Below are 18,958 nucleotides of genomic sequence, written 5' to 3' on the forward strand. Positions count from 1 at the left end.
TGCCAGGTAAATTTCGACAGCCCAACTCTCACATCCTTACTGAGAATTGGCTTAAACGCATGCAATTTGGCCGATGAACAGGACTGCCGCAGCTGACAAGGACGCCCGCAGGGGCGAGGAATTCCCTCCGTGATGCACTTCAAAATACAACAATGGCTAGCCTGGGCCCCCAGTCTGGAAAGCTCGCAACAGTGGCGTGACTGGTGTCAGGCGCCCGTGCGCGTGGCGGATGAGCAGCAGCAACCCGACGTTAGTTTTCTCGCGCCCATGCAGCGCAGGCGCTTAAGCCGGCTGGCGCGAATGGTGTTCAATGTTGCCTGGCCGTTAGCTGAATCACACCCCAGGCTGCCGCTCATATTTGCCTCCCGCCACGGCGAAACCCCGCGCACACTGGCGATTCTTCACGACCTGGCACGCGGCGAGCCGCTCTCTCCCACCCAGTTCAGCCTCTCCGTGCATAACGCAATTGTCGGCCAGTGGTCGATATTGCGCGCCGACACCAGTGAGATGTCCGCCCTGGCCGCCGCCGGTGACGGCTTGGAACATGCGGTGCAAGAAGCTTGTCTATTGCTCCATGAAGGTGCACCCGCGGTGCTGGTGGTCATTGCAGAAGAAGCACCGCCGGCGCTGTATACATCGTTCATTGACGACGTACCGTTCGCCTACGCTGTGGGGCTGTTACTCACGCCAGGCGACGATTGGCAGCTGGACCTGCAAACCGGCAGCGGCCCGCGCAGCGAATGGCCGCACCCTCTGAGTTTGCTCCGGGCGCTTAACAACGACCAGCAGGACATCACCCATTACTGGAGCCGCCGCCAATGGATGTGGTCACGCAAGCAAAAGTGAGCGCTTACAGCCCACCCTATGCATGGCGACTGGTTGCCACAGCGCTGAGCTTTTTGATCTTTGGTTTGGGCGGCATGATCTTGAGCGTGGTGGTGTTCCCAATCCTGAATTTGCTGCCGGGCGACGCCGTCAGTCGTCGTACGAGAGCCCGACGAGTCATCAATAAAAGCTTCTCCGCCTTCGTGCAGATCATGTACCGCCTGGGGGTTCTGACCTATTCGGTCGAAGGGGCCGAACACTTGGGAAAGCCGGGCCAGCTGATCATCGCCAATCACCCCTCGCTGATTGATGTAGTCGTGTTGATCTCGCTGATTCGCAACAGCAATTGCGTGGTCAAACAAAGCCTGTGGAACAACCCCTGTATGCGCAGCCCGATCCGTGCGGCGCAGTACATCAGCAACAGCGGCAGCGTGGAAATGCTCGATGAAGCGGCAGCGGCCCTGCAAGGCGGGCAATGCCTGATCATCTTCCCCGAGGGCACCCGCACCACACCCGGCAAGCCGCCGGAATTCCACCGTGGTGCTGCGGCCATCGCCATCCGCGGCGCTCACTGCGTGACGCCGGTGACCATTCACGTAACACCGACCACCCTGACCAAAGCCGAACCGTGGTACAGCATTCCCGCCCGGCGCGTGCACATCCAACTCCGTGTGGGTGCAGACATCGACCCGCAACAATTCAAGGCCGCTGCGCCGGCGCCGATAGCCTCGCGCAAGCTCAATGATTACCTACATCAATACTTCATAAAGGAGCTCGCAACAGATGAGCGAATTACAACACGAAATTAAAAACCTGATTATCGACTCGCTGGGGCTCGAAGACATGTCGGCTGAAGACATCGCGACCGACCAGCCGCTGTTTGGTGATGGCTTGGGCCTCGACTCAGTGGATGCCCTCGAACTGGGGCTGGCGATCCAGAAACGCTTTGGCATCAAGATCGATGCAGAGGACAAGGACACGCGCCAACACTTCGCCAATGTGGCCAACCTGGCGGCTTTTGTATCTGCACGCCAGGCCGTTTGAGAGCGCTAAAACATGCAAAATCGTGATGAAATTTTTAGCACCCTGCGCGACTCCCTTGTCGAGTTGTTTGAGCTCGACGCCGCCGACATCAGCCCAGAGGCCAACCTGTATCAGGACCTTGAAATCGACAGCATCGACGCGGTCGACCTGATTGATCACATCAAGCGTAAAACCGGCAAGAAAATCGCCGCCGACGAATTCAAGTCGGTACGCACAGTCAGTGACGTGGTCGAAGCCGTGTACAAACTGGTTAACCCAGAGCGCGCATGAGCCGATTGTTAGGCCTCGTTCTGGTAGCGGCAGGACTGGCGTATCCATTTGCGGTGTACTTCGGGATCGAGCACCTGTCGCCCAGAGTTTTTGCCTTGCTGCTCGGCGCACTGTGGATCGCCCGCCTGCTGACAGCACAGCAACGGCCCGGCGGGCGCTGGATGGCGCTGGCCGCGTTGCTGTTCTGCGGTGTGCTTGGCATTGCCGGTGAGCCGGCATTACTGCGCTGGTATCCGGTGTTACTGAACAGCATCTTGTTGTGCGTATTCCTGCTCAGCCTGCGCTACGGCCCGCCGCTGATAGAGCGGCTCGCACGCCTGCGCGAACCCGAACTGCCGGCTGAGGCCGTGCGCTACACGCGAGTGGTAACACAGGTCTGGGCTGGGTTCTTTTGCTGCAACGCGCTAATCGCGGCAGCGCTGACATTATGGGCGCCACTGGCTTGGTGGACGCTGTACAACGGCTTTATTGCCTATTTATTGATGGGCCTGCTGTTCGCTGTTGAATGGCTTGTTCGCCAACGCGTAAGAAGAATTGCATGAAATGGATTGCCCTTGAGGCATTGCTCCTCGAGCCGGATGCTCAGCGCAGCATTACCCTTGAACCTGCACTCAATCACCAGCAGTTCTGCCAGCAGGCGTTACAGCTGGCAGGCTACTTTGCAGCTCACAAGATTCAACGCGTAGCGCTTCATCTGGACGATGCAGCCGAACTGGCGATTGCACTGTTTGCCGCCTGGCAAGCGTCTGTCACAGTGCTGCTCCCCGCTGATGCGCAACCCCAGACCCGCGCCCGACTCGCAAGCCAGACAGACCTCTGGCTGGATGCCCTGCCAGAAACTCAAGGCTGTACACCCGCGCAAGCCAGCCCCCTCGCCACAGATGCCTGCCTGCTGACGCTGTGCACTTCGGGCTCCAGCGGTGAACCCAAGCTGATCGACAAAACGCTTACGCAATTGGCCAACGAAGTCGCTGCACTCGAACAACTCTGGGGCTCGGAAATTGGCAGCGCCGCCGTTATCTCCAGCGTCTCGGCGCAGCACATTTACGGCTTGCTGTTCCGCGTGCTTTGGCCGCTGTGCGCAGGGCGCGTATTTCTTCGCCAGACGCTGCCATTCAGTGAAGACATGCAGCGCGCCAGCCTGCCTCACTCCGCATTCATTTGGGTGGCCAGCCCCGCGCTGCTCAAGCGCACCAGCGATAATCTGGACTGGTCAGCGCTGAGCCGCATACGCAAGATTTTTTCATCCGGTGGCGCACTCCCCGAAGAGGCGGCTGCTTATCTGCAAGCGCGCCTGCAGCAGTTCCCAACCGAAATTTATGGCAGCTCCGAGACCGGCGGAATTGGCTGGCGGCAGGGTGGCCAGCACTGGCAACCGTTCGCCGGAGTAGCCGTTAGCTGCAACCCGCAAGGGGCGCTCAGCCTGACCTCGCCGTACTTGCCAGCCGGACACCGTGAAGAAACCGCTGATGCCGTGCAGATTGAAGCCGATGGCCGGTTTCTGCTCGGTGCACGCCTCGATCGCATCATCAAACTCGAAGAAAAACGCATCTCGCTGCCCATGCTGGAAAATACCCTGATTCAGCATCCGTGGGTAACAGATGCCCGGGTGGGCGTGCGCCAGTTGGGCCGTGCCGTTGTCGGCGCGCTCATTGCGCTAAGCCCTGCCGGCTTGCATGCCCTGCGCAATCAGGGCAGACGAGCCACCACTCAGGCGTTGCGCACTCATCTGTCGAGCCATGTGGAGCCCATTGCCCTGCCTCGCCAATGGCGGCTTTACACCGAGTTGCCGTACAACAGTCAGGGAAAGCTGGCGCAAAGCCGCATTGAGCAGTTGCTCGCGGCGCCAAGGCCGACTCAGGTAATACCGGACAGCATTGAACAAACAACTGACGGGCTGCTGATAAAGCTTCAGGTTCCGGTTGATCTCGCGCACTTCAGTGGCCACTTCAGCCGGGCGCCAGTAGTGCCAGGCGTCGTGCAGATAGACTGGGCACTACATCTGGCCCGGCAGTTGATTGCGGATCTACCGCCTCGGTTTACCGGCATGGAAGTGCTTAAATTCCAGCAGTTAATGCGTCCAGGAGACCGCGTACAACTGTCACTGCGTTTCGATGCAAACCGCAGTAAATTGTATTTCTCTTTCACTAACAGCAATGCCCCGTGTTCATCCGGACGCATTCTTCTGGCCCAGCATGCATAAGCCCTGCGCAGTCATCCCGGTATACAACCACGAACATGCGCTGGTGCATGTGGTCGAGGCCTTACGCATAGCAAAATTGCCCTGCATTCTGGTCAATGACGCCTCAAGCCCGGCCTGTACAGCGGTGATTGAAACGCTCGCCAGCCAGCCCGATTGCTACGCCGTGCACCTGCTGCACAATCAGGGAAAGGGAGGCGCCGTGATGGCGGGCCTGCGCGAAGCGCAACTGCTGGGATTCACCCATGCCTTGCAAGTAGACGCCGACGGCCAACATAACCTCAATGACATCGCGGCGTTTCTGCAGCGCTCGCGCGAGCACCCGCTCGCTGTTATCTGCGGGTATCCCGAATACGACGCCAGCGTGCCCAGGGGCCGTCTTTATGCACGCTACCTGACTCACGTGTGGGTCTGGATCAACAGCCTGTCACTGCAGATACGCGACTCCATGTGCGGCTTCCGGGTGTATCCGCTGGCGAGCACGGTCAGTTTAATCAACCGGGTCAAGCTGGGCAGGCGCATGGATTTCGATCCGGAAATTCTGGTGCGCATGGCATGGCAGAACCAGCCCATGGAGTGGCTGCCGACGCAGGTGCATTACCCGCTGGACGGCCTCTCGCATTTTCGTCTGGTTCACGACAACCTGCTGATCTCGAAAATGCACGCCAAGCTGTTCTTCGGTATGTTGCTGCGAGCGCCGAAAATTATCTGCAGCCGGGGCCGACGATGAGCCGACCAGATAACGACCAGCACTGGGCCGCCCAACAGGAACGCGGCAGCCTGTGGATGATGAAGTTCACGGTCGTGGCCACGCGCACCCTCGGCCGCCGATTGATCAGCCCGCTGCTGTATTTGATCGTGCTGTATTTCTTCATATTCGGTGCCAAGGCCAGACGCAGCATTCGCCAATATCAGCTCAACCTGATGAACTGGAGCGGTAAAACCCCGCCGCCCAGCCTGCGCTCGGTGTTTGCCCAGTTCATGGCATTTGCCGATGCACTACTCGACAAACTGGATATCTGGCGCGGCAAACTCAGCGCCCGCGATATTGATCTGATCGACCCGCACAACCTGCGCGGGCAGATGCACGCGCCACGCGGGCAAATGCTGGTGGGCGCGCATTTGGGCAACCTTGAAGTGTGTCGCGCGCTGGCTGAATTAGGCGACAAGGTGACCATGAATGTTCTGGTACACACCAAACACGCCGAACAATTCAACCAGCTGCTCGGGGAAGCCGGTGCCCGCAACATGCGCCTGATTCAGGTCAGCGAGTTGAATCCGGCGACCATGCTGCAACTCTCGGAACGAATTGAGCGCGGCGAATGGCTGGCGATCGCCGGTGATCGTATTCCGCTGCATGGCGGGCGCCAAGTCACGGTCGACTTCCTCAGCAAACCGGCCGCTTTTCCGCAAGGTCCCTGGCTGCTGGCCGGACTCCTCGATTGCCCGGTGAATTTGCTCAGCTGCGTGAAAATCGCCGGTCGTTATCAAATCTTGCTCGAGCCTTTTGCCACGCGAGTGCAATGGAAGCGCAGCAACCGCGATGCGGTCATCCGCGAGTGGACCCAACGCTTCGCTGATCGACTGGCTGAACGCTGCCTGGACGCACCACAACAGTGGTTCAACTTTTATCCGTTTTGGAATTCAGATGACGACACATCAGCCTGAACCGGTGATTTTTGGCGAGACTCACCTCTCGATCGAGAACATTGTCGCGCTGGCAAAGCAACGCGCCAGCGCTCACCTGCAAATGGACGCCGAGTACCGCGAAAAAATCGCCAAGGGCGCACGTTTTCTCGACACCCTGCTGGATAAAGAAGGCGTGATCTACGGCGTTACCACAGGCTATGGCGACTCCTGCGTGGTCGCCGTGCCGCTGGATCAAGTCGAAGCCCTGCCGCGCCACCTGTACACATTTCACGGCTGCGGCCTGGGCAAGTTGCTCGACCCTGAGGCAACGCGCGCAGTGCTGGCGGCTCGCCTGCAATCACTGTGCTTCGGTGTTTCCGGGGTGCGCGTCGAGCTGCTTGAACGTCTTCAGGCTTTTCTCGAACACGACATCCTGCCGCTGATTCCCGAAGAAGGTTCGGTCGGCGCCAGCGGTGATCTGACGCCGTTGTCTTACGTTGCTGCGACCCTCAGTGGCGAACGCGAAGTGCTCTGCAAAGGCCGCCAATACAGCGCCCTCGAAGTGCACCAAATGCTCGGCTGGACGCCGCTGACATTGCGCCCGAAAGAGGCGCTGGCATTAATGAACGGTACCGCCGTGATGACCGCGCTGGCGTGTCTGGCCTACTCGCGGGCCGACTATTTGCTGCAACTGGCAACGCGCATCACCGCGCTGAACGTGGTTGCGCTGGAAGGCAACCCGGAGCACTTTGATCAACGCCTGTTTGCGGCAAAACCCCATCCGGGGCAAATGCAGGTGGCGGCATGGCTGCGCGAAGACCTCGCCATTACCGGCCCAACCCCTGCGTTGCATCGCCTGCAAGACCGCTACTCGCTGCGTTGCGCGCCCCATGTTTTGGGCGTGCTTGCCGACAGCCTGGGCCTGCTGCGCCAATTCATCGAAACCGAACTGAACAGCGCCAACGACAATCCCCTGATCGACGCCGAAACCGAACGCGTGATGCACGGCGGTCACTTCTACGGCGGCCATATCGCCTTTGCGATGGACAGCCTGAAGAACCTGGTGGGAAACGTCGCCGACCTGCTCGACCGTCAGCTCGCATTATTGGTAGATACCCGTTACAACCACGGCCTGCCAAGCAACTTGTCCGGCGCTCCCGCCGCCACGGCGATGATCAATCACGGCTTCAAGGCCGTGCAGATCGGTGCCAGTGCCTGGACCGCCGAAGCCCTGAAAAACACCCTGCCCGCCAGCGTCTTTTCGCGCTCGACCGAATGCCATAATCAGGACAAGGTCAGCATGGGCACCATCGCCGCGCGTGATGCCCTGCGCAGCCTCGAATTGACCGAACAGGTTGCCGCCGCCACCTTGCTGGCGGCCAATCAAGGAGTCTGGTTGAGAATGCGCGACAACTCGCGGCCACTGCCCGAGCCACTGCTGAACATGCGGGAACAACTGGCGGCCGATTTTGCGCCGGTGATCGAAGACCGCGCCCTCGAAGGCGAGCTGCGCTTGTGCCTGAACCGCATCCGCGATCAGCATTGGAGGCTTTATGCGCAGTAGTGGCGTGTTGCAGGTTGATTGCGAAGTCGTTGTCCCCTTCTTCGATATCGACATGATGGAGGTCGTCTGGCACGGCCACTACGTGAAATACCTCGAAATGGCGCGCTGCGCCCTGCTCGATAAAATTGGTCATAACTACACGCAAATGCGCGACGCCGGTTATGCCTGGCCAGTGATTGATCTGCAGCTGCGCTATATTTGTGGCGCGACGTTTGGCCAAAAGCTGATCGTGCGCGCCGATCTGGTCGAGTGGGAAAACCGCCTGAAAATCCACTACCTGATCAGCGACTTTGCAACCGGCGAGCGCATGACGCGCGCCAGCAGCGTGCAAGTGGCAGTTGAAATCGCCAGCCGCGAAATGCAGATGGCCTCACCACGGGTGTTTGTGAACGCCGTTGAGGCCGCGCTGCCATGAGCCGCTTCTGCTTGCGCGTAGCCTGCGTACTTGGCTGCCTGTTACTGGCTCCGCTGGCGCAGGCATTTGACCTCAATGATCTGAGCCGACAACTCGGCAAACACCCGGTTGTGCGCGGCCCGTTCGTTCAGGAAAAACATTTGCGCGCCATGGCCCGGCCCCTCACCAGCCGCGGCCTGTTTGTATTGGCCGCCGATACCGGGCTGCTGTGGCAACTGAAAACCCCCATTGCGCAGGACTACCGGATCAACGCAGACGGCATCGCCAAGCGCACAGCCAATGGCTGGCAAGTGCAGCCCGGCAACAATGCCGCCGCGCAACAAAGCCGGCTATTTCTGGCGCTGCTGCGCGGTGACCGGACAGGGCTTGAAGCCGATTTCACCTTGCAGTTAACAGGCACAAGCGATAATTGGACGCTAACCCTGACGCCGCGAGCGCTGCTGCTCCAGCAGATATTCAGCCACATCGAGATTCAGGGTGCGACGCTTGTGCAGCGTATCGAGCTGTTTGAAACACAGGGCGATCGCACGTTGTTAAAACTCCCGGACAGCCAGGCCAGCGATGCCCTAACCGCAGACGAGCGAGACGCCTTTGCAGACTGAGCGCGCACTGCCACGCCTGTTCGGCATAGGCCTCTTGGCGTTGTTGTGCCTTGCAGCATGGCAATGGCGCAGTGGCCCGCCTGTGGCCGCCAGCTTGTTGGCGTTGCTGCCCGGCAATCAGATTGATGGCGAAATCCGCGCGGCGGAACAGCGCATACAAGAGCCACTCAACCGCGAGCTGCTACTGCTGGTCGGCCACCGTGAACGGCGCGAAGCCATTCAACTGACGCAAGCCATTGCCGGACAACTGCGCAAGAGCCAGCATTTTTCCGCCGTTCAATGGAGCGTGCGCAATGACTTGTCAGACCTGCGCCAACAACTGCTGGCGCAGCGCCTGGCATTGCTGCCGGCGGCAGAAAAGTCGCTGCTGATCAATCAGCCCGATGAGTTTGTCCAACGGCGCTCTGGCGAGTTGTTCGATACCTTTGCAGGTTTCAGTCTGGTGCCCCTTGAACAAGACTGGCTGGGCCTGACAGCCAAGGCGCAAACCACGCTCAACCCGCACAGTAATGTCCAGGTCGACCTTGGCAGCGGCGCGCTGCTGATCAACGAAAACGCCATGACATGGGTACTGGTACGCGCGCAGAGCCACGGCGATGCGTTTGATCTGCAGGCCCCCGCTAAGGTCGCAGCAGATGTCGCCAATGCCCGTGAGCAGGCACAAGCCGCTGGCGGCCAACTGCTCGCCAGCGGCGGTGTACTTTATGCCAACGCCGGCCAGGCCCAAGCCACACAAGAGATCAGCCTGCTCGGCGGCGCGGCCATTGTCGGTTTAATTGCGCTGCTGCTGTTCGCCTACCGGCGCCCCCGTGTGCTGTTGAGTTTGCTGCCCGTTGCGGTGGCGCTATTGGCGGGCACCAGCGCCTGCGTGCTGTGGTTCGGCCAGATCAATGCGCTCACCCTGATTCTTGGCGCGAGCCTGATCGGCGTGGCAATTGATTACCCGCAGCACTACCTGAGCAAATGCTGGGCGCAGCAGCAATGGCAGAGCTGGAGCGCGATGCGTGCAACCCTGCCCGGTCTGACCCTGAGCCTTGCGACCAATCTGCTGGGTTACGTCGCGCTGGCCTTCACACCCTTTCAGGCATTAACCCAGATCGCAGTGTTCTCGGCCGCCGGTTTGATCGGCGCCTATCTGTGCGCAATCTGCATGCTTCCCGCCTGCTTCAAGGGCATGCAACTGCAGCCTGGGCGGAGTTTACTCAGTCTCGCCAACGGCCTGCTGGCGGCGCGCTTGTGGTGTATTAACAAAGCTCGTTGGCCAATGATTATCGGCGTGCCGTTGTTTTGCCTGGGCGGCATCGCGCAACTGCACACCCAGAATGATTTACGCCAGTGGCTGGGCAAGGAGCCCGAACTGGCGGCGCAAGCGCAACGGATTGCCGAACTCACCGGGCAACAGCCCACCAGCCAGTTTTATCTGGTGCGGGCGGCAGACGAGCAACAACTACTCGCGCGTCAAGCGGCCTTGAGCGAGCGCCTCGATGCACTCGTCAGCAACAATCAACTGCGCGGCTATCGCTCGCTCAACCAACTGATATTGCCTGACGAGCAGCTCGATAATTTGCACAAAGCCTTGCAGGCTCTGCCCCAACACTGGCAACCATTGCTTGATGCGGGTATTGCCGAGGCCGCGCTCAATGCCGAAGTCGAAGACTTGCTGCACCAGCCACGCCCGAGTCTCGATGAGATTCTTAAACAAACACTGGCAGAGCCATGGCGTCCATTGTGGATGGGCAAATGCGCCAACGGCGTGAGCGGACTGGTCAGCCTCGACGGGCAAACAGCCACAGCCTTGCTTGAGGATGCAGCGACCGGGCTTGAAGGTGTCGAGCTGGTTGACCGGCTGGGCGAACTCAACGCGTTATTTACCGAGACGCAAATCAGCGCCGCCACACTCAAGCTGATTTCCTGCGCCGCCATTGTCGTGTTGCTGTGCATTCCATTTGGCCTGCGTGGCGCATTGCGCGTCGTCAGCCTGCCACTGCTCGCGGCAATCACCGCCCTCGCCTGCTTGGGCTGGCTGGGCCAACCACTGACATTGTTCAGCGTTTTCGGCCTGCTGCTGATCACAGCCATTGGTATCGACTACGCCATTCTGATGCGCGAATCTGTGGGAGGCGAAGCGGTGAGCCTGATCGGTACACTGCTTTCAGCATTGACCAGTTGGTTGTCGTTTGGCCTGCTGCTGTTCAGCAGTACGCCGGCGATTGCCAACTTTGGCCTGACCGTGAGCCTGGGCCTGCTGTTCAGTTTTATCTACTCGCCATGGGCGACCCCGGGCCAGCCTTCTGCCCCGTCTCAATCAGCCGATATCAATCAGGCAAGGACGCAACATGCAGCCAGTTGAAACACTCAAGCGTACGGTCGTCGTCATTGGAGCAGGCCCTGCCGGCGCCATCGCCAGCGCCCTGCTCAAACGCAACGGCCACGATGTACTGGTGCTTGAGCGCCAGCGCTTCCCGCGCTTCTCCATTGGCGAAAGCCTGCTCGCGCACTGCCTCGACTTTATTGAGGAAGCCGGCATGCTTGAGGCTATCGAGTCAGCCGGATTTCAGGTCAAACATGGCGCTGCATTTGCCTGCGGCGAGCGCTCTGCCGACATCGACTTTCGCGACGGATACACGGTCGGTAAAGGCTCAACCTTTCAGGTCGAGCGCAGTCGATTCGATAAAATCCTGGCGGATGAGGCGCAGCGCCAAGGTGTTGAGATTCGCTATGAAGAAGAGGTGGTTGCCGCCGATTTCTCCGGGGCCACGCCGCAACTGCGGGTCAAGCGCCTGACGGATGCGCAGCAATACCTGATCGACTGTGAATTTGTGCTCGACGCCAGTGGCTATGGCCGCGTGCTGCCGCGCTTGCTGGACCTCGAACAACCGTCGAACTTCCCTGTGCGCAAGGCCCTGTTCACCCACATTGAAGACCACATCGACAGCCCGGCCTTCAACCGTGAGCGAATTCTTATCAGCACTCATCCCGAGTTGCGTGATGTCTGGTATTGGACCATTCCCTTCAGCAACGGTCGCACCTCTGTCGGCGTGGTGGCGGACGCTTCGCACTATGCAAGCCTCGGCGACAACCCAGAGGCCAACCTGCGCGAATTGATCAGACAAGCGCCCTCACTCAACGCGATTCTGGCCAATGCCGTGTGGGACACACCGGTGAGCACACTGGGCGGCTATTCGGCCAATGTTAAGCGTATGCATGGCCAGGGCTTCGCATTGCTGGGCAATGCGGCCGAGTTCCTGGACCCGGTATTTTCCTCGGGCGTGACCATTGCCATGCGCTCGGCCAGCATGGCAGCGGCGGTGCTGCATCGTCAGTTGACTGGTGAGCAGGTCGACTGGCAGCGCGAATTTGCCGAGCCGTTAAAGAAAGGCGTGGATACCTTCCGCGCTTACGTGGAGGGCTGGTACGACGGCTCATTGCAGGACGTAATCTTCTTTGAAAATGCCGCACCGCAAATCCGCCGCATGATCAGCTCGATCCTTGCAGGTTATGCATGGGATGAATCCAACCCCTACGTAAGCGACCCCAAGCGCCGGCTCAATGTGCTGGCGCAATTGTGTGCGCCGAAGCAGCAAGGATTGTGATGAACCCAGCCGCTTACGTTGAAGAAACCCACTTCGGTTTCTGGTTTCTGCAAAGCCACGTCTCGCGGGTGCCATCGTGATTGTGCGCATTCTCTGCATCAGCCTGTGCCTTGTGCTGAGCGCTTGCGCCGCCCGCACGCCATTGCCGCAAGGCGATCCACAGCTGCATGTATCGCTGCCAGTGTCGATGCATATACAACGCCAGACAAACGATACGACTGAGGACTGGCTACTGGTCATTCAGCCGCAAGCACAAGGGTCGCGCTGGTCGCTGTTCGACCTTATCGGCACACCACTGGCGCGCCAGCAACTGAGCGCTGGCCAGTGGCACGACGAAGGCCTGTTGCCGCCCAATGATGAAACCCGTGAATTATTTTCAGCCCTGTTATTTTCACTCAGCACAGTGCCTGGCCTGAGGGATAATTACCCCGCAGACAGCTGGACCAGCAGCTCCATGCAACGCACGCTGCGCCCTGATTGGCGGGTGAGTTACAGCGACGAATCACATTTCACTCTGGAGAAAGGCGAACACGTGCGATATCAGTTCAGCCCACTAGCCGATAACGAGAATCCTTGATGCCCAGTTACTTAAACGCCTTGGGGGTGATCTGCTCACTCGGCACAAGCTGCGAAACGGTTGCAGCGGCGCTGTTCAAGGGCGACACCTCGGGTATGCGCAAGCACAGTGGTTGGGTCACTGGCCAAGCGCTGACTATCGGCGCGGTAGACGCTACGCTGCCGCCGATGCCGGCCGGCATGCAACACTGCGCGAGCCGCAATAACCAATTGCTGCTGGCCGCCGCATTGCAGATCGAGCCGCAAATTCGCCTGGCAATTGAACGCTTTGGCAGCCACCGCGTGGCCGTTGTCATCGGCACCAGCACCTCGGGAATTGATGAAGCCTCGCAAGGCATTGCGGCTTTCGAGGCAGCGGGCGCGTTACCCGCGGATTACAACTACGCGCAACAGGAAATTGCAGCGCCAGCCGCGTTCCTGAGTGAATGGCTGGGCTTGAGCGGCCCGGTGTATAGCATCTCCACTGCGTGCACCTCGAGCGCCCGGGCGTTGCTCAGCGCTCACCGTCTGCTCAGCCAGGGGGTTTGCGATGTCGTGCTGTGTGGCGGTGCAGACAGCTTGTGCGGTCTGACCCTGAATGGCTTCAGCGCACTGGAAGCGGTCACCGCTGAGCGCTGCAACCCGTTTTCAAAAAATCGCCAGGGCATCAATATTGGCGAAGGTGCTGCGTTGTTCATAATGACGCGCCAGGCCAATGATCCATCATCGCGATCCATTGCCTTGCTCGGCGGCGGCGCCTGCTCCGACGCGCACCACATTTCGGCGCCCGAACCCAACGGACTGGGCGCCCAGCAGGCCATGCACAAAGCGTTGCAGGCCGCCGGTCTTGCAGCGAGTGATATCGACTACCTCAACCTGCATGGCACTGCGACGCAGCACAACGATGCAATGGAATCCCTCGCCGTACAGGCGGTTTTCCCCGACGGAGTCTGCAGCTCATCGACCAAACCCCTCAGCGGCCATACGCTTGGCGCGGCCGGGGCGTTGGAGGCGGCGTTCTGCTGGCTGACGCTTAGCGAACACAATCGTCAGCAATTGGTGCCGCCGCATATCTGGGATGGCCAGTTCGACCCGCAGTTACCGCGCCTGCAATTCGCCAGCCCGGGTTATGCATTCACTACACCCGCGCGTGTTGCAATGAGCAACTCATTCGCCTTTGGCGGCAGTAACGTCAGCCTGATTCTGGGAGTTGTTTGATGAGTCTGTTTTCTGTGGCGGACCTCGTTCCCCACTCGGGCGACATGCTGTTGATTGACGAGGTTAACCGCTTTGGCGTCGATGACATCGAAACCCGTGTTCTGGTTAAAGCCGGTGGCCTGTTCAGTCAGGCCGACGGCAGCATGCCCGCCTGGGTGGGTGTCGAACTCATGGCGCAAACCATCGCCGCCTTTGCCGGCTGCCATGCGCGCACCGCAAATGAGCCGGTGGCGCTGGGATTTTTGCTGGGTACACGCAAGTACACCTGCAATGTCGAGGCTTTTGCAGCGGGCACAGCCTTAACCATCAAAGCGCTGCGCTCGCTGCAGGACGACAATGGCATGGCGGTCTTCGAGTGCGTAATGACCGGCCCAAAAATCCTCGCCAGCGCCCGCCTGAACGTATTTCAGCCACCCAATGCAAGCCAATACTTAGCAGAATCCGGCGAGGCCAAAAAACATGTCTGACCCTATCTTGGTAACCGGCTCCAGCCGCGGAATTGGCCGCGCCATCGCGTTGCGCCTGGCACGTAGCGGGCATGATCTGGTGCTGCATTGCCGCAGCCGCCGTGAAGACGCCGAACAGGTGCAAGCCGAAATCGTCGCGCTTGGCCAAACCGCGCGTATTCTCCAGTTCGATGTGGCAGACCGCACGGCCTGCCGCGAACAACTCGAGGCGGACATCGAAACTCACGGCGCCTATTACGGTGTTGTGTGCAACGCCGGCCTGACCCGCGACGGCGCCTTTCCGGCGCTCAGCGAGGACGACTGGGATCAGGTGCTGCGCACCAATCTCGACGGTTTCTATAACGTCCTACACCCGCTGACCATGCCCATGATTCGCCGCCGCAAAGCCGGGCGGATCGTCTGCATCACCTCGGTTTCCGGGCTTATCGGCAATCGCGGCCAGGTCAATTACAGCGCCTCGAAAGCCGGGGTAATTGGCGCGGCAAAAGCCCTGGCGATTGAACTCGGCAAGCGCAAGATCACAGTCAATTGCGTCGCCCCCGGACTGATCGATACCGACATGCTCGATGACCATGTGCCGGTTGATGACCTGCTCAAAATGATCCCGGCGCAACGTCTCGGCACCCCGGAAGAAGTCGCGGGCGCCGTTAACTTTTTAATGTCTGAGGAGGCGGGCTATATCACCCGCCAAGTTCTCGCAGTCAATGGAGGTCTGTGCTGATGCCAGGGTGTAAACGCGTCGTGGTCACCGGCATGGCTGGCGTCAGTTCGCTGGGTGATAACTGGGCCACTATCGAAGCCAACTTCCGCGCCAATCGCAGCGGCATCCGGCGTATGGATGAGTGGGATCGCTACAGCGAATTGAATACCCGTCTCGGCGGCCCCATCGATAATTTCAGCACGCCCAAACACTGGACCCGCAAGCAACTGCGCAGCATGGGCCGGGTTTCCAAGTTGGCGGTGTACGCCGCTGAGCGGGCGCTGGAACATGCGCAGCTACTTGGTGATCCGTCCATTCAGGATGGGCGCATGGGCGTGGCGTGCGGCTCTTCAACGGGCAGCACCGATGAGATCAAGGCGTTCGGCAATATGCTGCTTAATTCGGTGGCGGACGGCCTCAACGCCAACTCCTACATCCGCATGATGCCGCACACCACGGCGGCCAATATCAGTATTTTCTTTGGCCTCAAGGGTCGCCTGATTCCCACTTCAAGTGCTTGCACCAGCGGCAGCCAGGGCATTGGCTATGCCTATGAAGCGATCAAGTTTGGCCGCCTGCCAATGATGCTGGCCGGGGGCGCAGAAGAGCTCTGTCCAACCGAGGCAATGGTCTTCGATGCGCTCTACGCCACCAGCTTGCAGAACGATACGCCGCAGAGCGCGCCACGCCCTTACGACAATAGCCGCGACGGGCTGGTGATCGGTGAAGGGGCTGGCATGTTGGTGCTCGAAGAGCTTGAACATGCGCTGGCCCGTGGCGCGAAAATTCATGCTGAAATCGTCGGCTTTGGCAGCAATGCTGACGGCATGCATATCACCAAGCCCGAGCAGGCGACCATGCGCGGGGCGATGGAATTGGCCTTGCAGGATGCCGGGCTGGAACCGCAGGCAATCGGTTACGTCAACGGCCACGGCACCGCCACCGAACAAGGCGACATTGCCGAGACGCTCGCCACCAGCAGCCTGTTTGGCGAGAACATGCCGATCTCATCGCAAAAGAGCTTTCTCGGTCACACCCTCGGTGCCTGCGGCGCGCTTGAGTCATGGTTCTGTATCGAGATGCTCAACAGCAACCAATACGTGCACACCCTCAACCTTGCTCAAGTAGACACTCGCTGCGGCCCGCTTGATTATCTGCGCGATGAGTTCCGGACGATGCACAACGACTACGTGATGAATAACAACTTTGCCTTCGGCGGCGTCAACACCTCGCTTATTTTCAAGCGCTGGTGCTGAGGGTTTCGGCACGCGACGAACTCAGACAGCATTAAAACAATACCCAGCAATATTCACTCAAAAACGTGGAGCACGTGACATGGGCAAGATGATCGAGATAAAAGCCACTGACGGCACCGCCACTTTCGGCGGCTATCTGGCTCTTCCAGCCAGCGGCAAAGGACCGGGTGTGGTAATTGGCCAGGAAATTTTCGGGGTCAATTCCAACATGCGCGCCGTCGCCGACTTCTACGCCGAAGAAGGCTATGTGGCCTTGGTGCCCGACCTGTTCTGGCGGCTGCAGCCGAACATCGAGCTGGGCTATAGCGAAGACGACTTCAAAGTAGCCATCGATCTGTTCCAGCGTCTGGATATTGATAAAGCCATCGAAGACATCGACGCCAGCCTCGGCGCACTCAAGGCAATGCCTGAAGTTGAGGACTCAGGCTTGGGCTATGTCGGCTTCTGTTTGGGCGGCAAGCTCGCCTGGCTGACCGCCACGCGCACATCTGTCGCGTGCGCCGTTGGCTATTACGGCATGGGCATCGAGCACATGCTGGATGAAGCGGACCAACTCAAGGGCCGACTGGTGCTGCACTTCGCCGAGAATGACGGCTACTGCGACGCCGCCGCACGCGCGCAGATCAGCGAGCGCCTGGCCAGCAACAACAAGGTTGAAATCTACACTTATCCAGGCGTCGACCATGCTTTTGCCCGGGCAGGTGGTATGCATTACGACAAGCCATCGGCGCAGATGGCTCACGAGCGCAGCATTGCCGCACTCAAGCGTGAGATCGGCCCTAACTTCGACCTGTCCGCCCTGTGGGAAGAACACATTCTGCATGAGTTCGGCAATCGCGACGTTCCCGCGACCATGGCGACAATGGTTGCTGAACCCTATGTAAACCACATCCCGACCATGACCGGCGGTGTTGGGCAGAAGGACTTGAGCCGCTTCTACCAGAACCACTTCGTCCACGGCAATCCGCCCGACATGAAGCTGATTCCAATCTCGCGCACCGTGGGCGCGCTGCAGATTGTGGATGAATTCATCATGTGCTTCACCCACACCACAGCCATCGACTGGATGCTGCCCAACGTTGCGCCGACCGGCAAATACGTTGAGATTCCGATGTTGGGTGTGATCAAGTTCCGTGGCGATAAGCTGTGCCATGAGCACATCTACTGGGATCAGGCCAGCGTACTGGTACAGATTGGTCTGCTCGATCCGAGCGGCTTGCCAGTGGCTGGCGCGGCGTCAGCGAAGAAGTTGCTTGATGAGCAGCTGCCATCGAATACGCTGATGGCCAACTGGCCTCTGAGCGAAGGCAAGTAACGCCTGAAAGATGTACAACGCTAATGCGCGATGCGGTTGTAGAACCGCATCGCGCATTTTTGTTTACTGGTGATACTGCGCAGACAACTCGTGTACGGCTTCCAGGAATGCGCCAGCGTGGGCTGGATCGACTTCCGGGGTGATGCCGTGGCCAAGGTTGAACACGTGGCCGCTGCCGTTGCCGTAGCTCGCCAGAATGCGTGCAACTTCCTTGCGAATGGCTTCTGGCTTGGCGTACAGCACGGTTGGGTCCATGTTGCCTTGCAGTGCAACCTGAGCGCCGACACGCTTGCGCGCCTCGCCAATGTCGCAGCTCCAGTCCAGGCCCAGTGCGTCAGCGCCGGTTGCGGCGATCGACTCCAGCCACAGGCCACCGTTTTTGGTGAACAGAATCACCGGAATCTTACGGCCTTCATGCTCACGGATCAGGCCGTTGACGATCTTCTGCATGTACGCCAGCGAGAACTCCTGATACGCCGCGGACGACAGGTTACCGCCCCAGGTATCGAAGATCTGCACAGCTTGTGCGCCTGCCAGAATCTGCCCATTGAGGTAGGCGGTAACCGACTGCGCCAGCTTGTCGAGCAGGCCGTGCATGGCTTCCGGGTTGTCGTAAAGCATCGCCTTGATCTTGCGAAAATCTTTCGATGAGCCGCCTTCAACCATGTAAGTCGCCAGCGTCCAGGGGCTGCCCGAGAAACCAATCAGCGGCACACGGCCATTCAACTCGCGGCGAATGGTGCGCACTGCGTCCATTACATAGCCGAGGTCTTTCTCCGGATCTGTCACTTGCAGGGCTTCAACATCGGCGGTGGTGCTGATGACTTTCTTGAAGCGCGGACCTTCGCCCGTTTCAAAGTACAAGCCCTGACCCATCGCGTGCGGGATGGTCAGAATGTCGGAGAACAGAATGGCCGCGTCCAGCTGTGGATAACGGTCCAGCGGCTGCAAGGTTACCTCGCAGGCGAACTCCGGGTTCATCATCAGGCTCATGAAGTCGCCTGCCTTGGCGCGGCTCGCGCGGTACTCCGGCAAATAGCGACCGGCCTGACGCATCATCCATACCGGCGTCACGTCTACAGGCTGCTTAAGCAGGGCGCGGAGGAAGCGGTCATTCTTCAAGGCAGTCATGTGCACAGTTCTCTATCAGTCATTGGGTTTCGGCTTCGCATCCTGCGGCGTCACACTCACTGCATCCTTGCAGTCGCCGGCACGAGAAAGATCTGCGCGCATTTTCGCAGACCCCAATACAAAAGGCACGGCGAGTGCCGTGCCTTTTGTCTATCGTGACGATTTGCCGCGTTA

Annotated in this window: 20 protein-coding genes; 19 read left to right on the forward strand and 1 reads right to left on the reverse strand. The window is 59.5% G+C overall.

The window, feature by feature from the left end:
• The first annotated feature begins 129 nt into the window (after positions 1-129).
• The 19 genes from PMYSY11_RS19840 (at position 130) to PMYSY11_RS19930 (ending at position 17,653) form a co-directional block, all read left to right on the forward strand.
• Complete coding sequence (locus PMYSY11_RS19840; protein ID WP_150547815.1) at positions 130-846, forward strand: beta-ketoacyl synthase chain length factor; 717 nt, start codon at positions 130-132, stop codon at positions 844-846.
• Positions 819-1,634, forward strand: a complete 816-nt coding sequence (locus tag PMYSY11_RS19845; RefSeq protein ID WP_150547816.1) for a lysophospholipid acyltransferase family protein — start codon at positions 819-821, stop codon at positions 1,632-1,634. Before PMYSY11_RS19840 ends, PMYSY11_RS19845 begins: the two co-directional genes overlap by 28 nt.
• Entirely contained in the window at positions 1,609-1,869 is a 261-nt protein-coding gene (locus PMYSY11_RS19850) for a phosphopantetheine-binding protein (protein WP_069898348.1), read from the forward strand. The genes PMYSY11_RS19845 and PMYSY11_RS19850 overlap by 26 nt, the downstream gene beginning before the upstream one ends.
• 12 nt (positions 1,870-1,881) lie before the next feature.
• Positions 1,882-2,139, forward strand: coding sequence for an acyl carrier protein (locus tag PMYSY11_RS19855; RefSeq protein WP_069898349.1), 258 nt, complete (start codon positions 1,882-1,884; stop codon positions 2,137-2,139).
• The gene (locus tag PMYSY11_RS19860) at positions 2,136-2,681 is read left to right on the forward strand and encodes a COG4648 family protein (protein WP_150547817.1); all 546 of its coding nucleotides are present in this window, start codon (positions 2,136-2,138) and stop codon (positions 2,679-2,681) included. The genes PMYSY11_RS19855 and PMYSY11_RS19860 overlap by 4 nt, the downstream gene beginning before the upstream one ends.
• Entirely contained in the window at positions 2,678-4,342 is a 1,665-nt protein-coding gene (locus PMYSY11_RS19865; RefSeq protein ID WP_150547818.1) for an ApeI family dehydratase, read from the forward strand. Before PMYSY11_RS19860 ends, PMYSY11_RS19865 begins: the two co-directional genes overlap by 4 nt.
• Positions 4,335-5,069, forward strand: coding sequence for a glycosyltransferase family 2 protein (locus PMYSY11_RS19870; RefSeq protein WP_150547819.1), 735 nt, complete (start codon positions 4,335-4,337; stop codon positions 5,067-5,069). The genes PMYSY11_RS19865 and PMYSY11_RS19870 overlap by 8 nt, the downstream gene beginning before the upstream one ends.
• Positions 5,066-6,007: an LpxL/LpxP family acyltransferase gene (locus tag PMYSY11_RS19875; protein WP_150547820.1), complete on the forward strand. Its 942-nt coding sequence runs from the start codon at positions 5,066-5,068 to the stop codon at positions 6,005-6,007. Before PMYSY11_RS19870 ends, PMYSY11_RS19875 begins: the two co-directional genes overlap by 4 nt.
• Positions 5,988-7,532, forward strand: coding sequence for an HAL/PAL/TAL family ammonia-lyase (locus PMYSY11_RS19880; protein WP_150547821.1), 1,545 nt, complete (start codon positions 5,988-5,990; stop codon positions 7,530-7,532). The genes PMYSY11_RS19875 and PMYSY11_RS19880 overlap by 20 nt, the downstream gene beginning before the upstream one ends.
• The gene (locus tag PMYSY11_RS19885; protein WP_150547822.1) at positions 7,522-7,947 is read left to right on the forward strand and encodes an acyl-CoA thioesterase; all 426 of its coding nucleotides are present in this window, start codon (positions 7,522-7,524) and stop codon (positions 7,945-7,947) included. Before PMYSY11_RS19880 ends, PMYSY11_RS19885 begins: the two co-directional genes overlap by 11 nt.
• Positions 7,944-8,549 carry an outer membrane lipoprotein carrier protein LolA gene (locus tag PMYSY11_RS19890; protein WP_150547823.1) on the forward strand — a complete coding sequence of 202 codons (606 nt, stop codon included), beginning with the start codon at positions 7,944-7,946 and terminating at the stop codon, positions 8,547-8,549. The genes PMYSY11_RS19885 and PMYSY11_RS19890 overlap by 4 nt, the downstream gene beginning before the upstream one ends.
• Complete coding sequence (locus tag PMYSY11_RS19895) at positions 8,539-10,899, forward strand: MMPL family transporter (RefSeq protein WP_150547824.1); 2,361 nt, start codon at positions 8,539-8,541, stop codon at positions 10,897-10,899. Before PMYSY11_RS19890 ends, PMYSY11_RS19895 begins: the two co-directional genes overlap by 11 nt.
• Complete coding sequence (locus PMYSY11_RS19900; RefSeq protein WP_150547825.1) at positions 10,886-12,142, forward strand: NAD(P)/FAD-dependent oxidoreductase; 1,257 nt, start codon at positions 10,886-10,888, stop codon at positions 12,140-12,142. Before PMYSY11_RS19895 ends, PMYSY11_RS19900 begins: the two co-directional genes overlap by 14 nt.
• 76 nt (positions 12,143-12,218) lie before the next feature.
• Complete coding sequence (locus PMYSY11_RS19905; RefSeq protein ID WP_239655508.1) at positions 12,219-12,719, forward strand: hypothetical protein; 501 nt, start codon at positions 12,219-12,221, stop codon at positions 12,717-12,719.
• On the forward strand, positions 12,719-13,915 hold the full coding sequence (locus PMYSY11_RS19910) for a beta-ketoacyl-[acyl-carrier-protein] synthase family protein (protein ID WP_150547826.1): 1,197 nt from the start codon (positions 12,719-12,721) through the stop codon (positions 13,913-13,915). Before PMYSY11_RS19905 ends, PMYSY11_RS19910 begins: the two co-directional genes overlap by 1 nt.
• A complete protein-coding gene (locus tag PMYSY11_RS19915; RefSeq protein ID WP_150547827.1) occupies positions 13,915-14,382 on the forward strand; it encodes a hotdog family protein in 468 nt (155 codons plus the stop codon). Before PMYSY11_RS19910 ends, PMYSY11_RS19915 begins: the two co-directional genes overlap by 1 nt.
• Positions 14,375-15,103: a 3-oxoacyl-ACP reductase FabG gene (fabG, locus tag PMYSY11_RS19920; protein ID WP_150547828.1), complete on the forward strand. Its 729-nt coding sequence runs from the start codon at positions 14,375-14,377 to the stop codon at positions 15,101-15,103. Before PMYSY11_RS19915 ends, fabG begins: the two co-directional genes overlap by 8 nt.
• A complete protein-coding gene (locus tag PMYSY11_RS19925) occupies positions 15,103-16,338 on the forward strand; it encodes a beta-ketoacyl-ACP synthase (RefSeq protein WP_150547829.1) in 1,236 nt (411 codons plus the stop codon). The genes fabG and PMYSY11_RS19925 overlap by 1 nt, the downstream gene beginning before the upstream one ends.
• A 79-nt stretch (positions 16,339-16,417) precedes the next feature.
• Positions 16,418-17,653 (forward strand): dienelactone hydrolase family protein, encoded by a 1,236-nt coding sequence (locus tag PMYSY11_RS19930; RefSeq protein ID WP_150547830.1) that lies wholly within the window; start codon positions 16,418-16,420, stop codon positions 17,651-17,653.
• Positions 17,654-17,716: 63 nt separating this feature from the next.
• Here the strand turns inward: PMYSY11_RS19930 and hemE are convergent, their stop codons facing one another.
• Positions 17,717-18,784, reverse strand: a complete 1,068-nt coding sequence (hemE, locus tag PMYSY11_RS19935) for a uroporphyrinogen decarboxylase (protein ID WP_069898364.1) — start codon at positions 18,782-18,784, stop codon at positions 17,717-17,719.
• Positions 18,785-18,958 lie beyond the last annotated feature (174 nt).

The sequence above is a fragment of the Pseudomonas marincola genome, assembly GCF_900682675.2.
GTDB lineage: Bacteria > Pseudomonadota > Gammaproteobacteria > Pseudomonadales > Pseudomonadaceae > Aquipseudomonas > Aquipseudomonas marincola.

Bases quoted from the DNA above. Each gene is read 5' to 3' on its own strand.
- PMYSY11_RS19845 (WP_150547816.1), top strand. From the start codon at position 819: ATGGATGTGGTCACGCAAGCAAAAGTGAGCGCTTACAGCCCACCCTAT.
- PMYSY11_RS19850 (WP_069898348.1), top strand. From the start codon at position 1,609: ATGAGCGAATTACAACACGAAATTAAAAACCTGATTATCGACTCGCTG.
- PMYSY11_RS19855 (WP_069898349.1), top strand. From the start codon at position 1,882: ATGCAAAATCGTGATGAAATTTTTAGCACCCTGCGCGACTCCCTTGTC.
- PMYSY11_RS19860 (WP_150547817.1), top strand. From the start codon at position 2,136: ATGAGCCGATTGTTAGGCCTCGTTCTGGTAGCGGCAGGACTGGCGTAT.
- PMYSY11_RS19865 (WP_150547818.1), top strand. From the start codon at position 2,678: ATGAAATGGATTGCCCTTGAGGCATTGCTCCTCGAGCCGGATGCTCAG.
- PMYSY11_RS19870 (WP_150547819.1), top strand. From the start codon at position 4,335: ATGCATAAGCCCTGCGCAGTCATCCCGGTATACAACCACGAACATGCG.
- PMYSY11_RS19875 (WP_150547820.1), top strand. From the start codon at position 5,066: ATGAGCCGACCAGATAACGACCAGCACTGGGCCGCCCAACAGGAACGC.
- PMYSY11_RS19880 (WP_150547821.1), top strand. From the start codon at position 5,988: ATGACGACACATCAGCCTGAACCGGTGATTTTTGGCGAGACTCACCTC.
- PMYSY11_RS19885 (WP_150547822.1), top strand. From the start codon at position 7,522: ATGCGCAGTAGTGGCGTGTTGCAGGTTGATTGCGAAGTCGTTGTCCCC.
- PMYSY11_RS19890 (WP_150547823.1), top strand. From the start codon at position 7,944: ATGAGCCGCTTCTGCTTGCGCGTAGCCTGCGTACTTGGCTGCCTGTTA.
- PMYSY11_RS19900 (WP_150547825.1), top strand. From the start codon at position 10,886: ATGCAGCCAGTTGAAACACTCAAGCGTACGGTCGTCGTCATTGGAGCA.
- PMYSY11_RS19910 (WP_150547826.1), top strand. From the start codon at position 12,719: ATGCCCAGTTACTTAAACGCCTTGGGGGTGATCTGCTCACTCGGCACA.
- PMYSY11_RS19915 (WP_150547827.1), top strand. From the start codon at position 13,915: ATGAGTCTGTTTTCTGTGGCGGACCTCGTTCCCCACTCGGGCGACATG.
- fabG (WP_150547828.1), top strand. From the start codon at position 14,375: ATGTCTGACCCTATCTTGGTAACCGGCTCCAGCCGCGGAATTGGCCGC.
- PMYSY11_RS19925 (WP_150547829.1), top strand. From the start codon at position 15,103: ATGCCAGGGTGTAAACGCGTCGTGGTCACCGGCATGGCTGGCGTCAGT.
- PMYSY11_RS19930 (WP_150547830.1), top strand. From the start codon at position 16,418: ATGGGCAAGATGATCGAGATAAAAGCCACTGACGGCACCGCCACTTTC.
- hemE (WP_069898364.1), bottom strand. From the start codon at position 18,784: ATGACTGCCTTGAAGAATGACCGCTTCCTCCGCGCCCTGCTTAAGCAG.